Here is a 16,606-nt window from a genome sequence, read left to right as displayed (position 1 = left end):
AGTTTGTGTTAATTGGCGCTTTCGTATAGATGATGCGAGAATTAAACTTTCACGAATCTATCCAACCCATCAAAACTAATGACATGAACTACTAGGTATGTATCCCTCTTCTGTCACCTTCCATCATAATTTATTCCTATTTTCTTAGAGGAAACTGTGCCTGTTAAGCGTTGCTTGCCGCCGTAGGAATCACAGTATAGCTGTATCTTGGCCTCATTATCTTCATTGCCGAAATCAATTGGAAGCATAAGCACGTTTTAACGGCAATCTTATGGGTTAATAGACAACAGCAATACTTTCAGTCTATCTTGCCCCTCATGACACGCTCGCTAGATTTACCCCAAGTTATCTAATGAGCAGCACAAAATGCAGTCGCTAGTGCCGGGCTATTAGGTCTTGCATTTGGCGCTTGAGCAACCAGAACCACGTTACCATTGGCATCTATAACCCATCCTTGGGCTTCCACAATTTGAGTAGGGACGTTGACAGAATTAACTTTCTGTGATTCTTCTGTGTTTCCTTGCTTCTGAACAATTACTCTGTTCTTTCTACCCTCAGCACGATTCTTACTTTCTGGAGAGAGTGTGATCCAATCTGCCAGCACTGCATCATCAGCTATCAATGGTTCCGTCGGATCGGCTACCATTCCTCCACGCCCAGTAACAATAAACGAACTCCTTCCTATTTTTCCACCAGAATTACAATCAGCAACAATTTGCTGTGAAGCATCAACCACATTTACAGGCAATTCCACCAATCCTTTACTGGGGTCTGCATCTGGAGAGTTAATTTGTACAGTGCCATTAAATAAACGATTTTGCTGAGAAAATGCAGTGATATCGCTGGTTAGAAGGTTATTTGGGTTGAGTTGCTTTGGGTCTTTAGTGTTTAACAGTCTCACTAAGTCTGCACGAGTGCGCGGCACAAAACCAAAGATACTTTTAGCGTTGATTTTAATTTTACCACCAGAGCCTGAGAAAGCATTGGCCGTGATATCGTTATTCTCTAAAGGAGCGGCAACGATAAAACCCGACGGTGCATTGATGCTGATATTCCCACCATCTCCATTAGATAGTGGTGTTTCTGCATTCGTGGATATCTGACTGTTGCGGCGCATCAGTAATAAGTCCTGTACATTAAGCGTAATGTTTCCACCCTTACCTGACTCACTATTAGATGTGAGTTTTCCTTCGTTAAGAAGTATAGAGCCAGCACTTACATTTAAATTACCTGCTTGTCCTAAATTAATTGTACCCTGTGTGTAGGTAACATCTTTTGGATTTGGATATTGACTACTCACAGTTACTACAGCCCCATCCCTAATGATTAATTGTCCTGTAGAAAGATTTAAATCACCAGCAGAGCCGGAAGTATTAGTTGATGCAGATAAGCTACTAGGGTTAGAACCATTTGCATTTAGTAAAGTTCCACTTAATTCTATGGACTTGGAGGCATTTACAGTCAAATTCCCTCCTTTGCCTGTAGCAGGTAAAAATACACCATTTTCCAGAAATCCGCTAGATTTTGTTGATACTCCCGCTCCCCCCTGGATACTTAAACTTCGAGTGTTAATTGTGATATTGCCAGCATTTCCAACACCGTAAGTTGCGCTAAACAATCCGCTGGGTATAAAAATATTATCAGAGGAGGAACCCCCGCTCAGTTCCACAGAATCTGAGGCGTTTACAGTCAATTGCGGCACAGAATCTGACTCCGAGTTAGAATTATCAACAGATACTTGTGCTCCATCCTTAACAATCAGCCTTCTCGTGGTAATCGTTAAGTCTCCTGCAACTCCTGCGCTTGTGGTTCCAACTCCCAAGGGATTACCACCACTGAGTTCTACGACATCTGAGGCATTAACTGTCAAATTTCCTCGTCGTTGCGTGTCCAAGGTGTCCGTGAAAATCGATGAACCGCCAGTAATTTGTAAATCTTTGGCTTGAACCTGGATATTACCTCCACCCTTGCCACTAGCATCTACATTGGATGAATTAATTACTTGGATGTTCTGGAAATTCTTGACACTTTCATATCCCAAAGACCAACCTTGCTCCGTTGAATTTAGACTGACCAGACTATCGCCAGCAACACTTCCTAACTCTATCCGTCCCCCTTTTGCTGTTAAATTTTCTCCATCGAGTACAATATCCCCGCCCACAAGTGCCAAGGTTTTACCTGAGTGCACCTCTAGACCAACAGGCGCGTTATTAGAACTTGCTTGAGATTCATTGCGGATGCTACCAGGAGTTGCTCCAAATTGTAAGCCAATAGGTACACTTACTTCCAGTAAAGGTATGGTTTGGGGTTCTGTAGCACTAAACTTGATGCCATCAGCAAAATTCAGGCTGCTAGCCGTACTGGCTACAAATGAACCATGGATATTTTTTAAAGAAGCATTGGGTCCAAAAATAATCCCGTTGGGATTAATTAGAAATATGTTTGCTGTAAGATTAGCTTTCAAGATGCCATCAATATTAGAAATAGACTTGCCGGTTACTCGACTAATAATATTCTGAATATTTGGGGCGTTGTTGAAGTAGGCTGTGCTGCCAGTAGACACAGAAAACTGCTCAAAACTGTGAAACAAATTCGTACCACGAATCGCGCCACCATCTATTTTGTCAGCAGGCCGACCATCAATCACCGTGGGTGTAACAACTGAATTTTCAGTTCCAAGAGTGTTATCTTTTTTGATCATCTGTGCTGATACACAACACTTAGATGAAGCAAATATTCCAGCAGTTATCAAAGTACTTACTAACTTGAAGTGCCAGCACCGAGCACGACGAAAGCTTCGATATCTCACAGAATTTCCACCCTAAAAATAATAGTTTAATGATGAGTCAATTATTTAGTATTAGCAGCTTTAAAGATAGCTAGGTATCGGCTAAAAGTTGCACCACAAAAATTATATTTGCGTTTCCTATTGCAGAATTACTTGTTAAAAATCCTTGGCTTCCTGACCCTCATCACTATCAATACTTTTTGCTTAAGGGGGAAAGGAGAAAGGGTTTGAATTTACCTTTACCCCTTGCCCTTTAACCTTTCACCAGACCAAAGGAGAGATTGTTGGGTTTATCCGAAAAGTATTGTCAATCGATCCCCCCTACCCAGCAACCTCTAGGATAACCAGGTGCTGGACAAGGCTTACAAAATCCACTCTGAAAAGATTCTATAATTGTTTGTTCTGTTTCTAGAATTTCTGATGAAAATTCCACGGGGTGATGACCGATGCCAGTATCTCTACCTTGAAATTGAGTTAGATCGAGTGAACACTGAACTTTTAGAATGTTTTGTCCTGATATATTGTATTTGTCGAATATCTCACTCAACTTAGAGTTATTCAGTAGCTCACTCAATTCTTTGTTAATATCCCCTTGTAACTGCTGTAGCGTTTGCAAATCAATAACTATTGACTCTAATTTTTGAGATTCCATAAGTTTTGCTTTCCTTTAACACTGCTCGATGTATGAACTGATTTTGTGATCTACTAATTACAACAGAAATCATGTATTTGAACCACATCTGTCGTAGGGGCACAGCATTGCTGTGCCCCTACCGCGTGGTCTATTTACCTGAAAATAGCTGTAACTTGAGTTCCATGAGTCTACTCTGGAAATCAAAGAATCCAGCATATAGGGTCTAGAGAATTATGAAAGAATTAAGCTTCTAAAGCTCCCTTAACTGAACACTCTATTAATATACTCAGCCTGGCTTGTAAGAATTACGCAGTCTTTAATAAAATTTCATAAAGTTGGAACGAAATTTCCTCATCGTAGTTGAGGTATGGTTTTAGACATAAACAACTTGCGTAATCTATTCCTCAACTATAGCGGTTATCAGTCTTCTGAAGTACAGTAGCTGCAGTGAGTAAAGCAACCCAGTAAATTCTCTATCGTCACTTCTGTAAATGCTGCATCTAATGCCTTGAGCAAATCAGGATAAGTCCTTGCACCGATGCGACGAAGAATGTTCTTAATCTTCGACCAACAGTTCTCACTCACGCTTGTGAAAAATCGGGGGAGTAGGGGGGGAGATAAATGAGGCTAGCTCCAGCAGCGATGATCAAAGCTTCAAGTTCATCACTTTCAGAACTTACGCATTGACAAATGAGAGAATAAATTGATTAGTTAAAAATACCGCTATTTTGTCTTAAGCACTTACCTAATCATTTTTTTAGCCGAAAGCTATACCGTACTTTTTAGTGAGGCACAGACTTTGCCTACAATATGTCAATTTAGGCAAAGTTTAACAACTGTTGTCCAGAATAATTGAGAGTTTGAGGCGTTTATGTAATTTGCTGCCAACTTCCATTTTGGGCAATGATAATTCCTTCTCTGGAGAGCTTTATATCACCAAATTAAATGAACTCCAGTAGTCAAAGATAGATTTATATTTAAACAGTAGTGCGACTCCAAGTTAAGTTTATTAAATCTAAGACGTAATCATCCGAGTTATCTATATAATCTTCTGAGTTTTCATTACCGATTACACACAATTTACCACCAGTAATATAAATCTTATCTGGTTCTTTGTAGTAAGCTTTGTGTCTACTAATCCATCCTGGTTTATTACCAGTTGCTTCTAATTTTTCTATTTTAAAGGTGTGCCAATCTAATCTATAAACTTGAGTTTCATTATAAATTCTTGCATCGGCATATCCTAAAGTACCAATAATATATATGTATTTTCCAACTAATGTAGCTGAATGAAAATCAGTTGGTGGAAAAATATGTTTGGGATAACCAAAAATCTGAAAATTCCCATCACCTTGATAAACTACAACATCGTTATAGATACAAAAGTCAGGGTCATAGTAGTCTTCATGTTCACCAGCAATTTCTACAATTCTGCCATCTGGTAATTGTGTAATGGTTCTGCCAAATCGATCATAGCACCATGCTTTATCTTGCCAATTATCTCTATCATTAAAAATAGTTTTGGCTGTATAAGCAGAACAACCCTCACAAATCATCGCCTGCCAAAAGGGAATTTTTATCAATTCTGGATTGGCTTTACCAAAACGTGGATGTTTGCCAGCAAAATATTGCTCTGGTGATAATTCTGATAGTGAGAATTTGCTGTTGGCAATTCCGGTGAGCGATCGCCGCATATCATTGTTAATATCGCTCACATCTTCACCAGCTGCAACTAACATTTTGACAATTTCCTTCTTTGTCGCTATCTTAATGGCTTTGTCATCGCAATGATTGATTCTGCTGGGGTTTGCGCCAGCTTTTAGTAAAATTCTGACGCAATCAGTAGCACCATGCTCTGCTGCGATTATTAACGCAGTGTTACTAAAGTCATCAGTGGCTTCAATATCAAATCCCTCTGCAATTAGCCAGTGTAGGACTTCGAGCCTATTATTTTCTATCGCATACATTAACGGTGTTTTTCCGCAGTTTCCCACATCGTTGTGATTTGCTCTTGCAGCTAGGAGTAATTTGGCTTTAGGTAGTTCACCCACCTGAATACTCAATAACCAAGGCGTTCTATGCCAACAATCACGCACATCTTGATCTGCTCCTTGCTCTAGCAATAACAATACTAGCTCTAAGCTCCCAAAAACTATAGCGTGCATTAATTCTGTCCATCCCAGTTGCTCTGGGTTAGCACCCGCGTTCAATAATAATTTGACAGCATCAAATCTCCCAAGATGAGCAGCTACTTTGATTGCAGACTCACCATAGCTACTGATGCCATTGACAGCAGCACCTCTAGAAATGAGTAAATTCAAAGTTGATATTAAGTTTTGATCTTGCAAGATATCTCGACCATACATAGCATTGATTAAGACATCATATCCATTTGGGCTTTGATAGTTAATATCCGCTCCAGCATCCAGAATCAATTGAATTTTATCTAGATTTCCTGACTGCACAGCCAACCCAAGTACGGTATTTTGAGATTCTTGTTGAACAGCATTCACATTCGCGCCATGTTCCAAAAGGAAGCGAATCATATCAATACCTGCATTGGCGCTACTAACCGCACACATTAATGGTCCTTGCTGGGAATACTCGTCTAGGCGCTCAATATCAACCCCATTGGCTATTTTACGTGCGACTCCTGCAATATCTCCCTGCTGTGCATAAATATGAATTTTTTGCATAATTTTTCTGAGCTAACTTTTGATATAAATTATCGGGGTTGCTGAATCAAAATGTGAATTATAATTCTAAGTCTACTATAATTTCTATCCCAATCTGGAATATTATTAAGTTGTTCTAATATTTCAATCTTTTGGCCACGTGTTATGCCTCTAAATTTCATGTTTGATTATCTCCTTATTAGTTAAATGATGACTGATGACCAATGACTGTTCACTGTCAACCGTCAACTGTCAACAAAATTAAAGTATATTTGGGTCAATTCCTTGCTGTTGTAATCTGGCTAATAAATTTTGCAATTGTTCTTCTGGGGTTTGGTATCTGTTACCATTTTCGTCATACCAAAACAGCCATTCTCTTGTTCGTCCTTGATAAGTACCCTGTTCCCGTCCAATACCTAAACCAATTTCGGGTATCCAAATTTTATCCCCTGGTTGTAAAATGTATTCACCATTAATTAAGCGATAAACTTCTAAACGTTGACGCTTACGACGTAGCCGTGTTGGTGCATAAATGACATAATACAAAATGCCTAATTCTGCATAATCAATTTTTTTCTGTTCATATTCGCCATTGTAAGTTTGAGATACAACTTCTAAAGCTAAAATTGGTGGAATACCCTCTTCTTCCCACAAAACATAACTAGAACGTCCATTTTCTCCCACAAAACGTTCAACACCTAAACTCAGGAATCCATCTGGGACTATGGCTCCTTTATTGGGTGTATAGTAAACTCCCATGTTAATGCCAAAAAACCAGTCATCGCGCTTTTGCCAAATAGCGGCTAAGATGGCTAACAATAAGTTGGGAATTAATATTTGCAGTTCGTTATCCACAGGGGTATCATCTGAGTCTGGTAATTCTGCTGATGAAGGTAGGCACTCTAAAGGATTGTAGTTGAACATAAGCAGTTATTAACCCCCAAAATCTAGGTTTAAACTCAGTTGTCCATTATTCAAGGGTAACTCAGTCTGTTTGTAAGTAAGTGGGTCAAATTAAATATAAAACCTTACTCTGCCTCCGGCTTCGCTCTCTGAACTCACGGAGAGGGATTGAGGGTGAGGTTTTATCTTATATTTAATTGTGCCTTCCTACTTAAGAGACTTTGGCTTTGATTTCATCCATAGCCATATTGGTACTAAAAACCCTGTGCCCAAGATTCGCAATACCTGCAAGTTGGTAGACAAGCCATTGCTGAGGGAAAACCTAAAACAAGACTCTGTATCATTTATCCCACAGATTATCTATCTTTTTATTTTCAGCCTGTAGCCCAAAGCACTATGAAAATACTACCCAACGATACCTTTATAATTTTGACATCTGATTCACTGCCTATAGTTTTGCAACGGCTGAATGCAAAAATTGAACCGACAAAAGCATTTAGATTCTCTAGAAAACACGCCCCTTATCAAGGAACTATTTCTGAATCAGGTTTTAAAATCAGTCGTATAATTCACTATCGCAACTCACTTTTACCAGTCATTCAAGGACGCTTTGAAGTACAATCTCACCAAACTTTGATTCATGTACAAATGAGCATACATCCTTTTGTGATGGCATTTTTAGGATTCTGGTTTTTATCCTGGTATGGTGCAGTCATTCCTATCACCTTAACAGGTACTATGCCTCATCAGATGGCTGCAATATTTGTAGGGATGCCTATGCTGATACTAATTATTTTTTGGGTAGCTTTTTGGTCAGAAGCAAATCGCAGCCGGAGTGAATTGTCCCAAATTATTCAAGGAGAATTATAGTTGAAGTACCTTCAGTAGATCGAAAAGTTTTCCAGAACCCTTACCAGGCGTTCATTTGAGTTTAGGAACATAATTTGCCGCAAGGGGTGTTAGAGTCTGCTTTTCAAGGAACGGGCGTTGTTGCTGGGTTAAAAGTGCAGTGCAAGCGATCACAATCATCAGCCCAAAAACGTCGCCTGAAACCCTGATTATTTCGTCAACTTACAAAACGTTTTCGATCTACTGACCTTGTCCCAAGTGATGGCATAACTATCAGCCCCTGAAAGCAGACGATCGCACCAATCAAGAGAGGAAACCCCAGGCAGGCGTAGCCCGCACTTCTCTACGAGACGCTGCGCGAACGAACCCATGTTTTGGCTTGTAACCAAATATCCTCTATAGGATTTTGTTCTGGACAATTAGGCGCTTTAGCGTTCGCAGTGTATTTTCCATTCATCGGATGGTAAGGTCTGATTAACCTCTTCCAAGAAACCTCGAATCTCTTTGGAGCGGTGATAAGTAGCGCCATAAAATTAGCAATTGCTGGTCAGGAGACTCCTCTAGCAGATATCGAATGAAAGCTATGAACTGTGCCTTCGCTCATTCGCCCCCACCCAATTAAGAGAGGAAACCCCAGGTAGGCGTAGCCCACACTTCTCTACGAGACGCTGCGCGTAGCTTGCAACTCCTGCGGAGTACGACAAAGCTCAGTGACCTAGTACAGCACGGCGTAAATAAGCCACCCATTTGTAATCTCTGAAACCGTTGCTAAAACGTAATTACGAATTACGAATTACGCGAAGCGGTACTAGGCATCGCCCCGCCCCCAATCAAGCGAGGAAACCCCAAATCATACTTGCTATGGCCACCCTAATTCCCTCATTCAATAGCTGCTCAATGCGAATGACCCCCGGCGAGAGGAGGTTAGGGCAGCGCTTGGAAGAGAAATTAGAAGATGATTATTTACTTTGGTATGACGTGCCACTAGGTAAAAAGCAACTGCACCTAGACTTTATAGTGCTGCATCCTAGCCGGGGTTTGTTCATCCTTGAGGTGAAAGACTGGAAGTTAGACACTATTCAAAATATTAACCCCTCCACAGTCACACTACTTAAGGAAAGCGATCGCTCTCCCCAATCAAGCGAGGAAACTGCGATCGCCCATGCAAATATCAGTAGAAGCGTAGCTTGCCGCCGCAGGTCTTACTGTCACACCTGCGCCGTACCACTTCGTGGAAGCAAGCTACGCGCAGCGTCTCCAAGAGTTGGGCATCGCCCATCAAAAGTAGAATCTGAAAAAATACTCCGGCACTCAGAGGGATTAACAACGGATCACACAAATTGAAACCTATGTATTATTGTGGAGAATACTTTAAGTATATACACTGTTAAATCCCAGCTACTCTCTAAGGATTTTGTCATACTGTGACCAAATTGATCTGGTACTGTTTAGAGTCGCTTTCAATACGTATAAATTCATTTAATGGATTATAAGTATCAAAATTTCTCAGATTTTCCTCTTTATTTACAGCATTTTCTAAATAACTTAAAGCTAATGTTGAAGTGACATAAATATTCCCGTGTTGTTTGAACCCTTTTATTACTTCAGCTTCAGGCGGATAATCTTTTACTAAATGTTCGGCTAGATACCCTTTTAAAATTATTCCTCTCAAGCCCGTTTCTTTGTAACCTTCCTTAGCCGCCATCAACGATATACTATCAGCATCGAGATGATGAAAATTATCATAATCCTCAAAAAACGGGCAAACAATTTTCATGAGATTTTTGACAGGATTTTTAACTTTCCCGTAGTTTGGATCTTGCTGTTTGGTTGAGTCGATGGGGGATATTATTCCCCGCACCTCTCACTTAGATCCGTGCGTACCCGTTTCCGTGTACACGGCTCCCGATGTTCTTAGCTTGCGCTTTTGCTCATGTGTTTGTAATCGTGGCAACTCTCATGAATTGCTTCAAGATTATTTTTCTTCCAGTTGGCGTGATTTCCGTCGATGTGATGCAGGTGAACCCGTTCCTCATCGATGAACTTTAAGCCGCAGGATGCACATTTATGGTTTTGCTTCTTAAGAGCTTTAGAGGTTTCGCCATCATAGAGTTTATTGTTGCGTTCGCTCCAGTAGACTGTATCTCCGTCATAGGGGGATTTTGTTCCTTTGACTATGACGTGTTTGTTTTCGGAGTAGGAAACTGCTGGGAATGCCTTGTGTAGTAATTTCTTGCTAGAATAGCGGTTTTGCTTGGTTTCCTTGTTGAATACCTTGTAGGCTCTCGTTTGGACGTAGTACAGGGAGTTCGTGGAACCGTCCATCTTGCAGAACTTATGGTAATTTCTCCAACCTCTAACTACCGGGGCTAATTTCTCAGCCTTTGTGGTAGCACCATAATTCGAGTTGTTGACGATGTGTTTTACTTTCTTGCGGAGCGCTTTGAAGTTATCCACTGAAGGGATGCTTCTGAACTTTCCGTTTTTCTGGATTTTAAAGTGCCAGCCGAGGAAATCAAACCCATCTGTCGCGGCGGTAATTTTGGTTTTCTTTTGGCTTACATTCATTCCGCGTTTGCGGAGGAACTCGCTGATTCTTTCAAGTATCTCTGTCGCATCATCTTCGGGTCGGAGTATAATAACCATGTCATCCGCGTATCGGATTGATGGCTCGGTGATATCACTGGCTGAGGTTTTATCAGTGATTCTGTATCCTTGATTCTCATGGTATCTGTGTATACTCTCAATCCCGTTGAGTGCGATGTTAGCAAGCATTGGACTGACCACTCCCCCTTGAGGTGTCCCAAGTTCTGGGAATTCTGGGTTGACTCCAGCCTTGAGGCATCGGAATATTCCGAGTTTTAAGCCTTTTGGAGCAATGAGTTCGTCCATTATTGCTGAATGATTAATCCTGTCAAAGCACTTTTCAATATCGAGTTCAATTACTCGCTTATTTATTCCGTTGACTTTGGAACTAAGGTTTAAAAAGATGTATTTTTGTGCATCATGGGCAGAGCGCCCAGTTCTGAACCCATAGCTCCTGGCGTGGAAAGTGGCTTCGTGTGCTGGTTCGAGTGCGTATTTTGCGAGGCATTGCCAAGCCCTATCCGCGATGGTAGGTATCTTAAGCGTTCTGGTAGTCCCGTCCTTCTTGGGGATGGGGATTTCCCGTAGTCCTTGATGCTTCCAATTTCCACTATTCATTTTCAGTAGTTCTTCAAGGTTGAAGCGTTCCTGGAATGAGAGCGATTTCTTCCCATCAATACCAGCCATCTTTTTACCAGCATTTAGCTGAGATACTTGTCTTATTGCAAGAAATCGAGCCGAGGTTGATTTGAGAATAAGCTTTTGGAGTGACCGCGCTTTCCGCTTGTCTTCAACTTGAACAGCTTTAAATACGCGCTTTTGAAGGCGGAAAAGATTTCGGCGGAATTTCTTCCACGGTAGGGCTTTCCAAGATTCACTAGTATGTCTACTGTGTCTAATCATTTTCTCTTCTGGAGTTTGTATTTTCTGAACACCTCAGTCCAATTACGGACTGTCCTACCCTAACTGTGGGGATTCCTCCGCTCGTCTGGTCTACTTGAGATTCGACTGTCTCAAGACCCACAATTAGTTTTTATTCGTTCCCTCGGAGAGATTGCTAGTTCCGTTAGATGTAGCCAATTCGACTACTGGATTCCCTGGACTCTTACCGATACCCGAAGAATGTTCGGCGGGAATGAACTCCAGTGAGGTCAAGGATTTTGCGTTGCGCCCTGCCTTCATAATAAGTCGCTTTTATAGGCTCGGTTTCATCGTGGGAACTCCCTATTAGCGCCAGTGTCAACCCGCAACGGTCGTCTGATTGCGCCCTGTTCCCAGCTTCACTCTACAAGAACCGAGCTTGTTCGGTGTGGGCAGATAAGGAGTCAATTCTGAGTCTGAATGGCAAGACTTGCACTTGCATCTGACCGAGAGTTCAGTCTTTAATGACAGTAATCTGCTGTCGGACTGGCTTAGTTATGTACGGACTGATTACCGTGATTCACTAAACAACGAATCGCACTCTACGTTTTGATTCACCCATGATATATCCCCTAATGAATGCTAGGATTGTACTCCTTTCTACTTGAATCAGCTAGTACAGCACGGCGTAAATAAGCCACCCATTTGTAATCTCTGAAACCCTTGCTAAAACGTAATTACGAATTACGAATTACGAATTACGAATTACGCGAAGCGGTACTAGGTCAGGCATCGCATCCTTAAACTTATCAACAGGTGTTGGGGAACCCTGATAATAGTTGCGTTCCCCAATATCATGAAAATCCTGAATTTCCTCAAACCCAAACCAGCCCAGCCAACCATTGACAGTTACGGGCAACAGAGTAGCGGCGTTGAGCCTATTCAGATGCAATCGCTGATGGAATGGCTGTTTGCAAGCCTGCTGAATGCTAAGTACTTTGGCAAGTCATACCTAATTTCGTACAACAGCGACAACACAGACCCCAGTGTAGAGCAGGTAATCAAGAAAGCTATGTACTGGGGTGAGCGCCAAGCTCGTCTTCATCACTAAAATTTGAATTTTTACTTGCTCTGCGGTAAGCGTTCGCGCAGCGTCTCCAAGAGTTGCTATGCCGTAGGCTTATCGCCCCCACCCAATTCAAGCGAGGAAAAAAGAGCGATACCTGCGGTTTTTGCTAGCCTACGCTCCTCACAATTTACCACTCGTTTGGAGACAGGATTAGGAAAAGTGGCGACCAAAGTAATTTGATTGCGATGGTCGCTTTTCGTTCTGCCGAAGGGCATCGCTACCCGGATCAAGCGACCTAACAGTGTGTCTCTTGATCCAGCGATCGCTCTCCCCAGAAATGAGGAGAGTGACTGACCGCCTCACCAGGGGTAAATGAGCATCCGTTCAGAAACTTACGCTAAAGAATTGATGAGCCACTTTCAATACTGCTCCTCCCACTTCCTTAACGACTTCAGCGCCAGGATAGAGCACTGATAATCGTTCAACTTGTCTATCAAGGTCTGCTTTCTGTGGTCTGGTAGAGACGCGAGCATAGACAACAGTGGCGCGTCCTCCGTCTGGTTCTGACTCTTTGTTGATAAACTTTTCGATGTCGTATCGTCTTTGACCCGACGGTGTTTTGACGGTACTAATTTCTCCGTTTGCTTCCCATCGTCTGAGGGTTCGCAAACAAACTCCCAAAGTGTTAGCTGCCTCATTGGGTTTCACGTATTTAGCCATAGCAAAACTATCGCAGAATATGTATTCAATGTTTAGCTTTGTCCAGCCAATTAGCATTAGAGGCATAGCGATCGCTCCTCCCAGGAATGAGGGGAGTGACTGACCGCTTCACCCGTTACGTAGCTGACAAAATTCTCCGCGATCGGGTTTTGAATTATACTAGTACAGCACGGCGGAAATAAGCCACCCATTTGAAATGTCTCAAATCTTTGCGAACAGGTAATTACGGACTTGTACTGAGCGCAGCCGTTGGGGCAGCCTCTCGTAGAGAAGTATTAAGAATTCCGCCTTGCGGTACTAGTGACACACTCGCTTTGTGGTGTAGTATCCCGGGTGATAAGTTTTTCTACCGACAATACCAAATCTACGAGAAGAGTGCCCTTTATGGTACACCCGTCTCAAAAAGCAACGCCGGGCAGCAATTAGCTCCGATGGGGGTGTTTGCAATAGTTCAGAGTGTCCAGACACAAATCCTGTAGATATGTCGGGTGATCTAGGCTCTACTGAAGTAGCAACCATAGGACTTGCCATACCCAAACCCAGAACTACTGTTACTAGAGCAATTCCTGAGAACAATGATGTTTTATTCATAGAACCTCGCGGGATGTGGGAAACTCAGACACTTCAGTGCTGAGAGGGAAACGGCTCGTGCGACTTTAGTCGCAGTCAACATTAATTGCACTGGATGAGTTATAATGGTCTTATGACTCAACCCATCTCTGTTAAATGCAAGCTTATAGTACTCCCTGACTTGGGTGGCGAAATTGACCGCACGATGCAGGGGTTTGCCGATGCTTGCAATCAGATTTTGGAAGTAGCAAAACGTGAGAATTGCTGGAACACTACTAAGCTTCACCATTTGGTTTATAAACCTGTGCGTGAAGCAACGGGGCTGAAAGCTAACCATGTTTGTCAAGCTATCCGTCGAGTTATTGGCAATGCCAAGGCAGTTAAACAAATCCACAAATTTAGACCCACCTCTGTTGGTTTGGATGTTCGCACCTTTGTTTATAAGGAAGAAACCCAATCTGTAGGGGTGACTTTGATGTGTGGTCGAGTTGAGTTTAAGTTGTCCATTGGTGGCTATCAGATTGCATTGCTTAGGGGTCAGACCCCAACTAGTGCAACGCTGAATAAAACAAAACTTGGCGACTACAATATCCTGATGCTGATATAAACGCGGCTAAGAATATTGCTGCCTTGGGGTTGTCCGTAAGCCAGCCCGAAAGTCCGGGGATGACGTGCCAGTTGCAAGGACAAATGTCCTTGTTTGGTATGCTCGATCTGGGCTAAAGCTCAGTGGCTTCAGAGAAAGAGTTGCTTACAACCCATACTTATCATACCAAGTAAGATAGCGCTGTAGGCGATCGCGCTGGTAACTCGGCTTGTTAATACCGTGGGATTGCTCAGGATAAATAATCAATTGAGTATCAACCCCTAAACTTTTGAGTGCGTCATACATCTGCTCGGAGTTCTGCAACGGAATAACAGTATCCTGCTCGCCACTCAGAAATAGTGTTGGCGTGAGAATTCGGTCGGCGTGCAGGAACGGAAAGGAAACTCGTAGCCAAGTATTGAGGTTTTTCCACGGTACGCCCAGTTCTTGCTCGTAGTCATAAAACTCGTTAGTACCGTATCCTGCCAAAAAATTGGAAATGCTAGCTCCACTTACCGCAGCTTTGAAACGGGTATCTTGGGCGATAGTATAGTTTGTTAAGACACCACCGTAGCTCCATCCACCGATTCCTAACCGAGATGGATCGGCTATCCCTTGTGCCTCAACGTAGTCAACAGCAGCAAGGACATCTTGGACATCTTTATTTCCCCAGTCAGCGTAAATAGCCTTCGAGAACGCTTCACCCCGTCCCGAACTACCCCGTGGATTAACTGCAACGACAACATAACCTTTTGCTGCAAACATCTGCCAGTCAAACATAAACTGGTTTGTGTACTGCCCGACTGGGCCACCATGAAGCTGAAGGAGTGTTGGGTATTTCTTTCCTGGTTGAAAATTTGGTGGTTTGACTAAGAAACCGTGGATTTGGGTGCCATCTTTACTCTTGAAACTAATTTCTTCCGTCGTTGCTAATACAAGTTGGACAAGCAATTCCTGGTTTTGGTGCGATATTGAACGCAGTTCAGTGCCTTTGAGGGTGAAAACCTCACTAGGTTCCAGTGGCATTGAGGATAACAAGGCAATCCTATCGTCACCCCCTAAGTCAAAGGCGCTGATATTTCTACGTCCAGCTAGCAATCGCTCTATCTTGCCGCCTGCTACTGGTACTTTTGCGAGGTGAACATTACCATCGTCTTCCACCAAAAACAGAATTGATTTGCCATCAGATGTAAAGCGTGGCTTAACAACATTGCGATCAAGATTTGCTGTTAACAAACGTGGAGTACCTCCTTCCGTTGGAATAACCGCAAGATGGTAAACAGCGTACTCAAGCAGCTTTTGAGGGCCTCCTTGCAGGTAGGCTATTAACTTCCCATCTGGACTCCAAACAGGTCGGCTACCCCAGGACGGATCGCAATTGGGATTTTCATTGGTAGTTATTTGACGTACTTTTGCTCCTGGTTGGGCAACGATAGTGTAGACATCCCAATTGTTATGGCGATGAAAATCAACACCACGCTTGCTGACAAAAGCAATCTTGTTCCCATCTGGAGACCATTCGGGCAAATATTCATTAAACTCACCTGGTGTCAGAATATCTGCTTTGTGAGTTGCTAAGTCAAACACATAGAGATGTTGGCGACTTTTTCCGAGATATCCTTTAAAGCCATCAATGATAATTGGCTGCGCGGTCTTTTGTCCGTTCCGAGTTTCTTGCGGTGGATCTTGGGCGATTACAGCTAGTCGTTTGCCATCAGGCGCCCAAACCAAATCAGAAACACCTCCTGGAAAATCTGAAATCTTTTCTGCTTCTCCATCGGCAAGGTTCAGCAGCCAAATTTGATTGCCTCCACTCTCAGACTGACGACTGGAGAGAAAAGTCAGGTACTTTCCATCGGGACTGAAACGAGGGGAACTTTCGCTATCTTTGCTGTTAGTTAATTTTCGGGTGCGGGAGCCATCCCACGAAGTCATATAAATATGATTGTTGACAGAATCATGATCATTCTTGATATCGGTACTCTTGACCGTATAAGCTATCCAGGCTCCATCGCGAGAAATTTGCGGTTCGCTGACTTGGTGGACAGCAGAGAGATCGTCTAGGGTAATCAGCCGCTTGGACATTGCCTGAACGTTGAGATTCATATTGATCAAAGCAGCGATCACAACACAAGCTAATGCGAGTTCCCTCAACCTTTTCATTTTTGTTATAAAAATTAGCACTGATGCTGATCTTACATCTGTTCAGCAATTCTCATTATGAGAATTGCTGCCATCAAGCGAGGAAAACTTCCGTGGGATGCATGACTCTAGTAGTTCATGTCATTAGTTTTGATGGGTTGGATAGATTCGTGAAAGTTTAATTCTCGCATCATCTATACGAAAGCGCCAATTAACACAAACT

General features: G+C 42.5%; 13 protein-coding genes and 1 pseudogene. 4 read left to right on the top strand and 10 right to left on the bottom strand.

Features of this window, described 5'->3' with window-relative positions:
* Nucleotides 1–349 precede the first annotated feature (349 nt).
* The 4 genes from ACYTXL_RS13725 to ACYTXL_RS13710 form a co-directional block, all read right to left on the bottom strand.
* Entirely contained in the window at nucleotides 350–2,701 is a 2,352-nt protein-coding gene (locus ACYTXL_RS13725; protein WP_461925240.1) for a two-partner secretion domain-containing protein, read from the bottom strand.
* A gap of 394 nt (nucleotides 2,702–3,095) precedes the next feature.
* Entirely contained in the window at nucleotides 3,096–3,440 is a 345-nt protein-coding gene (locus ACYTXL_RS13720; RefSeq protein ID WP_461925239.1) for a hypothetical protein, read from the bottom strand.
* Nucleotides 3,441–4,399: 959 nt separating this feature from the next.
* Nucleotides 4,400–6,118 carry an ankyrin repeat domain-containing protein gene (locus tag ACYTXL_RS13715; RefSeq protein ID WP_461925238.1) on the bottom strand — a complete coding sequence of 573 codons (1,719 nt, stop codon included), beginning with the start codon at nucleotides 6,116–6,118 and terminating at the stop codon, nucleotides 4,400–4,402.
* A gap of 240 nt (nucleotides 6,119–6,358) precedes the next feature.
* Entirely contained in the window at nucleotides 6,359–7,021 is a 663-nt protein-coding gene (locus ACYTXL_RS13710; RefSeq protein ID WP_461925237.1) for a Uma2 family endonuclease, read from the bottom strand.
* Between the two features lie 375 nt (nucleotides 7,022–7,396).
* Here ACYTXL_RS13710 and ACYTXL_RS13705 point away from each other — a divergent pair, with 375 nt between their 5' ends.
* Entirely contained in the window at nucleotides 7,397–7,870 is a 474-nt protein-coding gene (locus tag ACYTXL_RS13705; RefSeq protein WP_461925236.1) for a hypothetical protein, read from the top strand.
* A gap of 340 nt (nucleotides 7,871–8,210) precedes the next feature.
* On the opposite strand, the pseudogene ACYTXL_RS13700 reads toward ACYTXL_RS13705, so the two are convergent.
* Nucleotides 8,211–8,434 (bottom strand): annotated as a pseudogene (locus ACYTXL_RS13700) (transposase); the annotation flags it as partial.
* 312 nt (nucleotides 8,435–8,746) lie between these two features.
* Here ACYTXL_RS13700 and ACYTXL_RS13695 point away from each other — a divergent pair.
* Nucleotides 8,747–9,193 carry a nuclease-related domain-containing protein gene (locus ACYTXL_RS13695; RefSeq protein WP_461925235.1) on the top strand — a complete coding sequence of 149 codons (447 nt, stop codon included), beginning with the start codon at nucleotides 8,747–8,749 and terminating at the stop codon, nucleotides 9,191–9,193.
* A gap of 73 nt (nucleotides 9,194–9,266) precedes the next feature.
* On the opposite strand, the gene ACYTXL_RS13690 is transcribed toward ACYTXL_RS13695, so the two are convergent.
* Complete coding sequence (locus ACYTXL_RS13690; protein WP_461925234.1) at nucleotides 9,267–9,710, bottom strand: hypothetical protein; 444 nt, start codon at nucleotides 9,708–9,710, stop codon at nucleotides 9,267–9,269.
* A gap of 53 nt (nucleotides 9,711–9,763) precedes the next feature.
* On the bottom strand, nucleotides 9,764–11,338 hold the full coding sequence (locus ACYTXL_RS13685) for a group II intron reverse transcriptase/maturase (protein ID WP_461925233.1): 1,575 nt from the start codon (nucleotides 11,336–11,338) through the stop codon (nucleotides 9,764–9,766).
* Nucleotides 11,339–12,152: 814 nt separating this feature from the next.
* Between ACYTXL_RS13685 and ACYTXL_RS13680 the strand changes: the two genes are divergently transcribed.
* The gene (locus ACYTXL_RS13680) at nucleotides 12,153–12,407 is read left to right on the top strand and encodes a hypothetical protein (protein ID WP_461925232.1); all 255 of its coding nucleotides are present in this window, start codon (nucleotides 12,153–12,155) and stop codon (nucleotides 12,405–12,407) included.
* A gap of 342 nt (nucleotides 12,408–12,749) precedes the next feature.
* Here the strand turns inward: ACYTXL_RS13680 and ACYTXL_RS13675 are convergent, their stop codons facing one another.
* The gene (locus ACYTXL_RS13675; RefSeq protein ID WP_461925231.1) at nucleotides 12,750–13,151 is read right to left on the bottom strand and encodes an IS607 family transposase; all 402 of its coding nucleotides are present in this window, start codon (nucleotides 13,149–13,151) and stop codon (nucleotides 12,750–12,752) included.
* A 231-nt stretch (nucleotides 13,152–13,382) separates the two neighbouring features.
* Nucleotides 13,383–13,676 carry a hypothetical protein gene (locus ACYTXL_RS13670; RefSeq protein WP_461925230.1) on the bottom strand — a complete coding sequence of 98 codons (294 nt, stop codon included), beginning with the start codon at nucleotides 13,674–13,676 and terminating at the stop codon, nucleotides 13,383–13,385.
* A 112-nt stretch (nucleotides 13,677–13,788) separates the two neighbouring features.
* On the opposite strand from ACYTXL_RS13670, the gene ACYTXL_RS13665 reads away from it, so the two are divergent.
* Nucleotides 13,789–14,262, top strand: coding sequence for a hypothetical protein (locus ACYTXL_RS13665; RefSeq protein ID WP_461925229.1), 474 nt, complete (start codon nucleotides 13,789–13,791; stop codon nucleotides 14,260–14,262).
* Nucleotides 14,263–14,406: 144 nt separating this feature from the next.
* Here the strand turns inward: ACYTXL_RS13665 and ACYTXL_RS13660 are convergent, their stop codons facing one another.
* Nucleotides 14,407–16,404: a S9 family peptidase gene (locus ACYTXL_RS13660; RefSeq protein WP_461925228.1), complete on the bottom strand. Its 1,998-nt coding sequence runs from the start codon at nucleotides 16,402–16,404 to the stop codon at nucleotides 14,407–14,409.
* Nucleotides 16,405–16,606 lie beyond the last annotated feature (202 nt).

This window comes from Nostoc sp. (genome assembly GCF_054880495.1).
This window is presented reverse-complemented; position numbering and strand designations above follow the sequence as displayed.

What these genes read in the sequence shown, in the direction of transcription:
- ACYTXL_RS13680 (WP_461925232.1), top strand. Translation starts at nt 12,153, where the DNA reads ATGAAAATCCTGAATTTCCTCAAACCCAAACCAGCCCAGCCAACCATT.
- ACYTXL_RS13705 (WP_461925236.1), top strand. Translation starts at nt 7,397, where the DNA reads ATGAAAATACTACCCAACGATACCTTTATAATTTTGACATCTGATTCA.
- ACYTXL_RS13710 (WP_461925237.1), bottom strand. Translation starts at nt 7,021, where the DNA reads ATGTTCAACTACAATCCTTTAGAGTGCCTACCTTCATCAGCAGAATTA.
- ACYTXL_RS13695 (WP_461925235.1), top strand. Translation starts at nt 8,747, where the DNA reads ATGCGAATGACCCCCGGCGAGAGGAGGTTAGGGCAGCGCTTGGAAGAG.
- ACYTXL_RS13665 (WP_461925229.1), top strand. Translation starts at nt 13,789, where the DNA reads ATGACTCAACCCATCTCTGTTAAATGCAAGCTTATAGTACTCCCTGAC.
- ACYTXL_RS13675 (WP_461925231.1), bottom strand. Translation starts at nt 13,151, where the DNA reads ATGCCTCTAATGCTAATTGGCTGGACAAAGCTAAACATTGAATACATA.
- ACYTXL_RS13720 (WP_461925239.1), bottom strand. Translation starts at nt 3,440, where the DNA reads ATGGAATCTCAAAAATTAGAGTCAATAGTTATTGATTTGCAAACGCTA.
- ACYTXL_RS13670 (WP_461925230.1), bottom strand. Translation starts at nt 13,676, where the DNA reads ATGAATAAAACATCATTGTTCTCAGGAATTGCTCTAGTAACAGTAGTT.
- ACYTXL_RS13725 (WP_461925240.1), bottom strand. Translation starts at nt 2,701, where the DNA reads ATGATCAAAAAAGATAACACTCTTGGAACTGAAAATTCAGTTGTTACA.
- ACYTXL_RS13685 (WP_461925233.1), bottom strand. Translation starts at nt 11,338, where the DNA reads ATGATTAGACACAGTAGACATACTAGTGAATCTTGGAAAGCCCTACCG.
- ACYTXL_RS13715 (WP_461925238.1), bottom strand. Translation starts at nt 6,118, where the DNA reads ATGCAAAAAATTCATATTTATGCACAGCAGGGAGATATTGCAGGAGTC.
- ACYTXL_RS13660 (WP_461925228.1), bottom strand. Translation starts at nt 16,404, where the DNA reads ATGAAAAGGTTGAGGGAACTCGCATTAGCTTGTGTTGTGATCGCTGCT.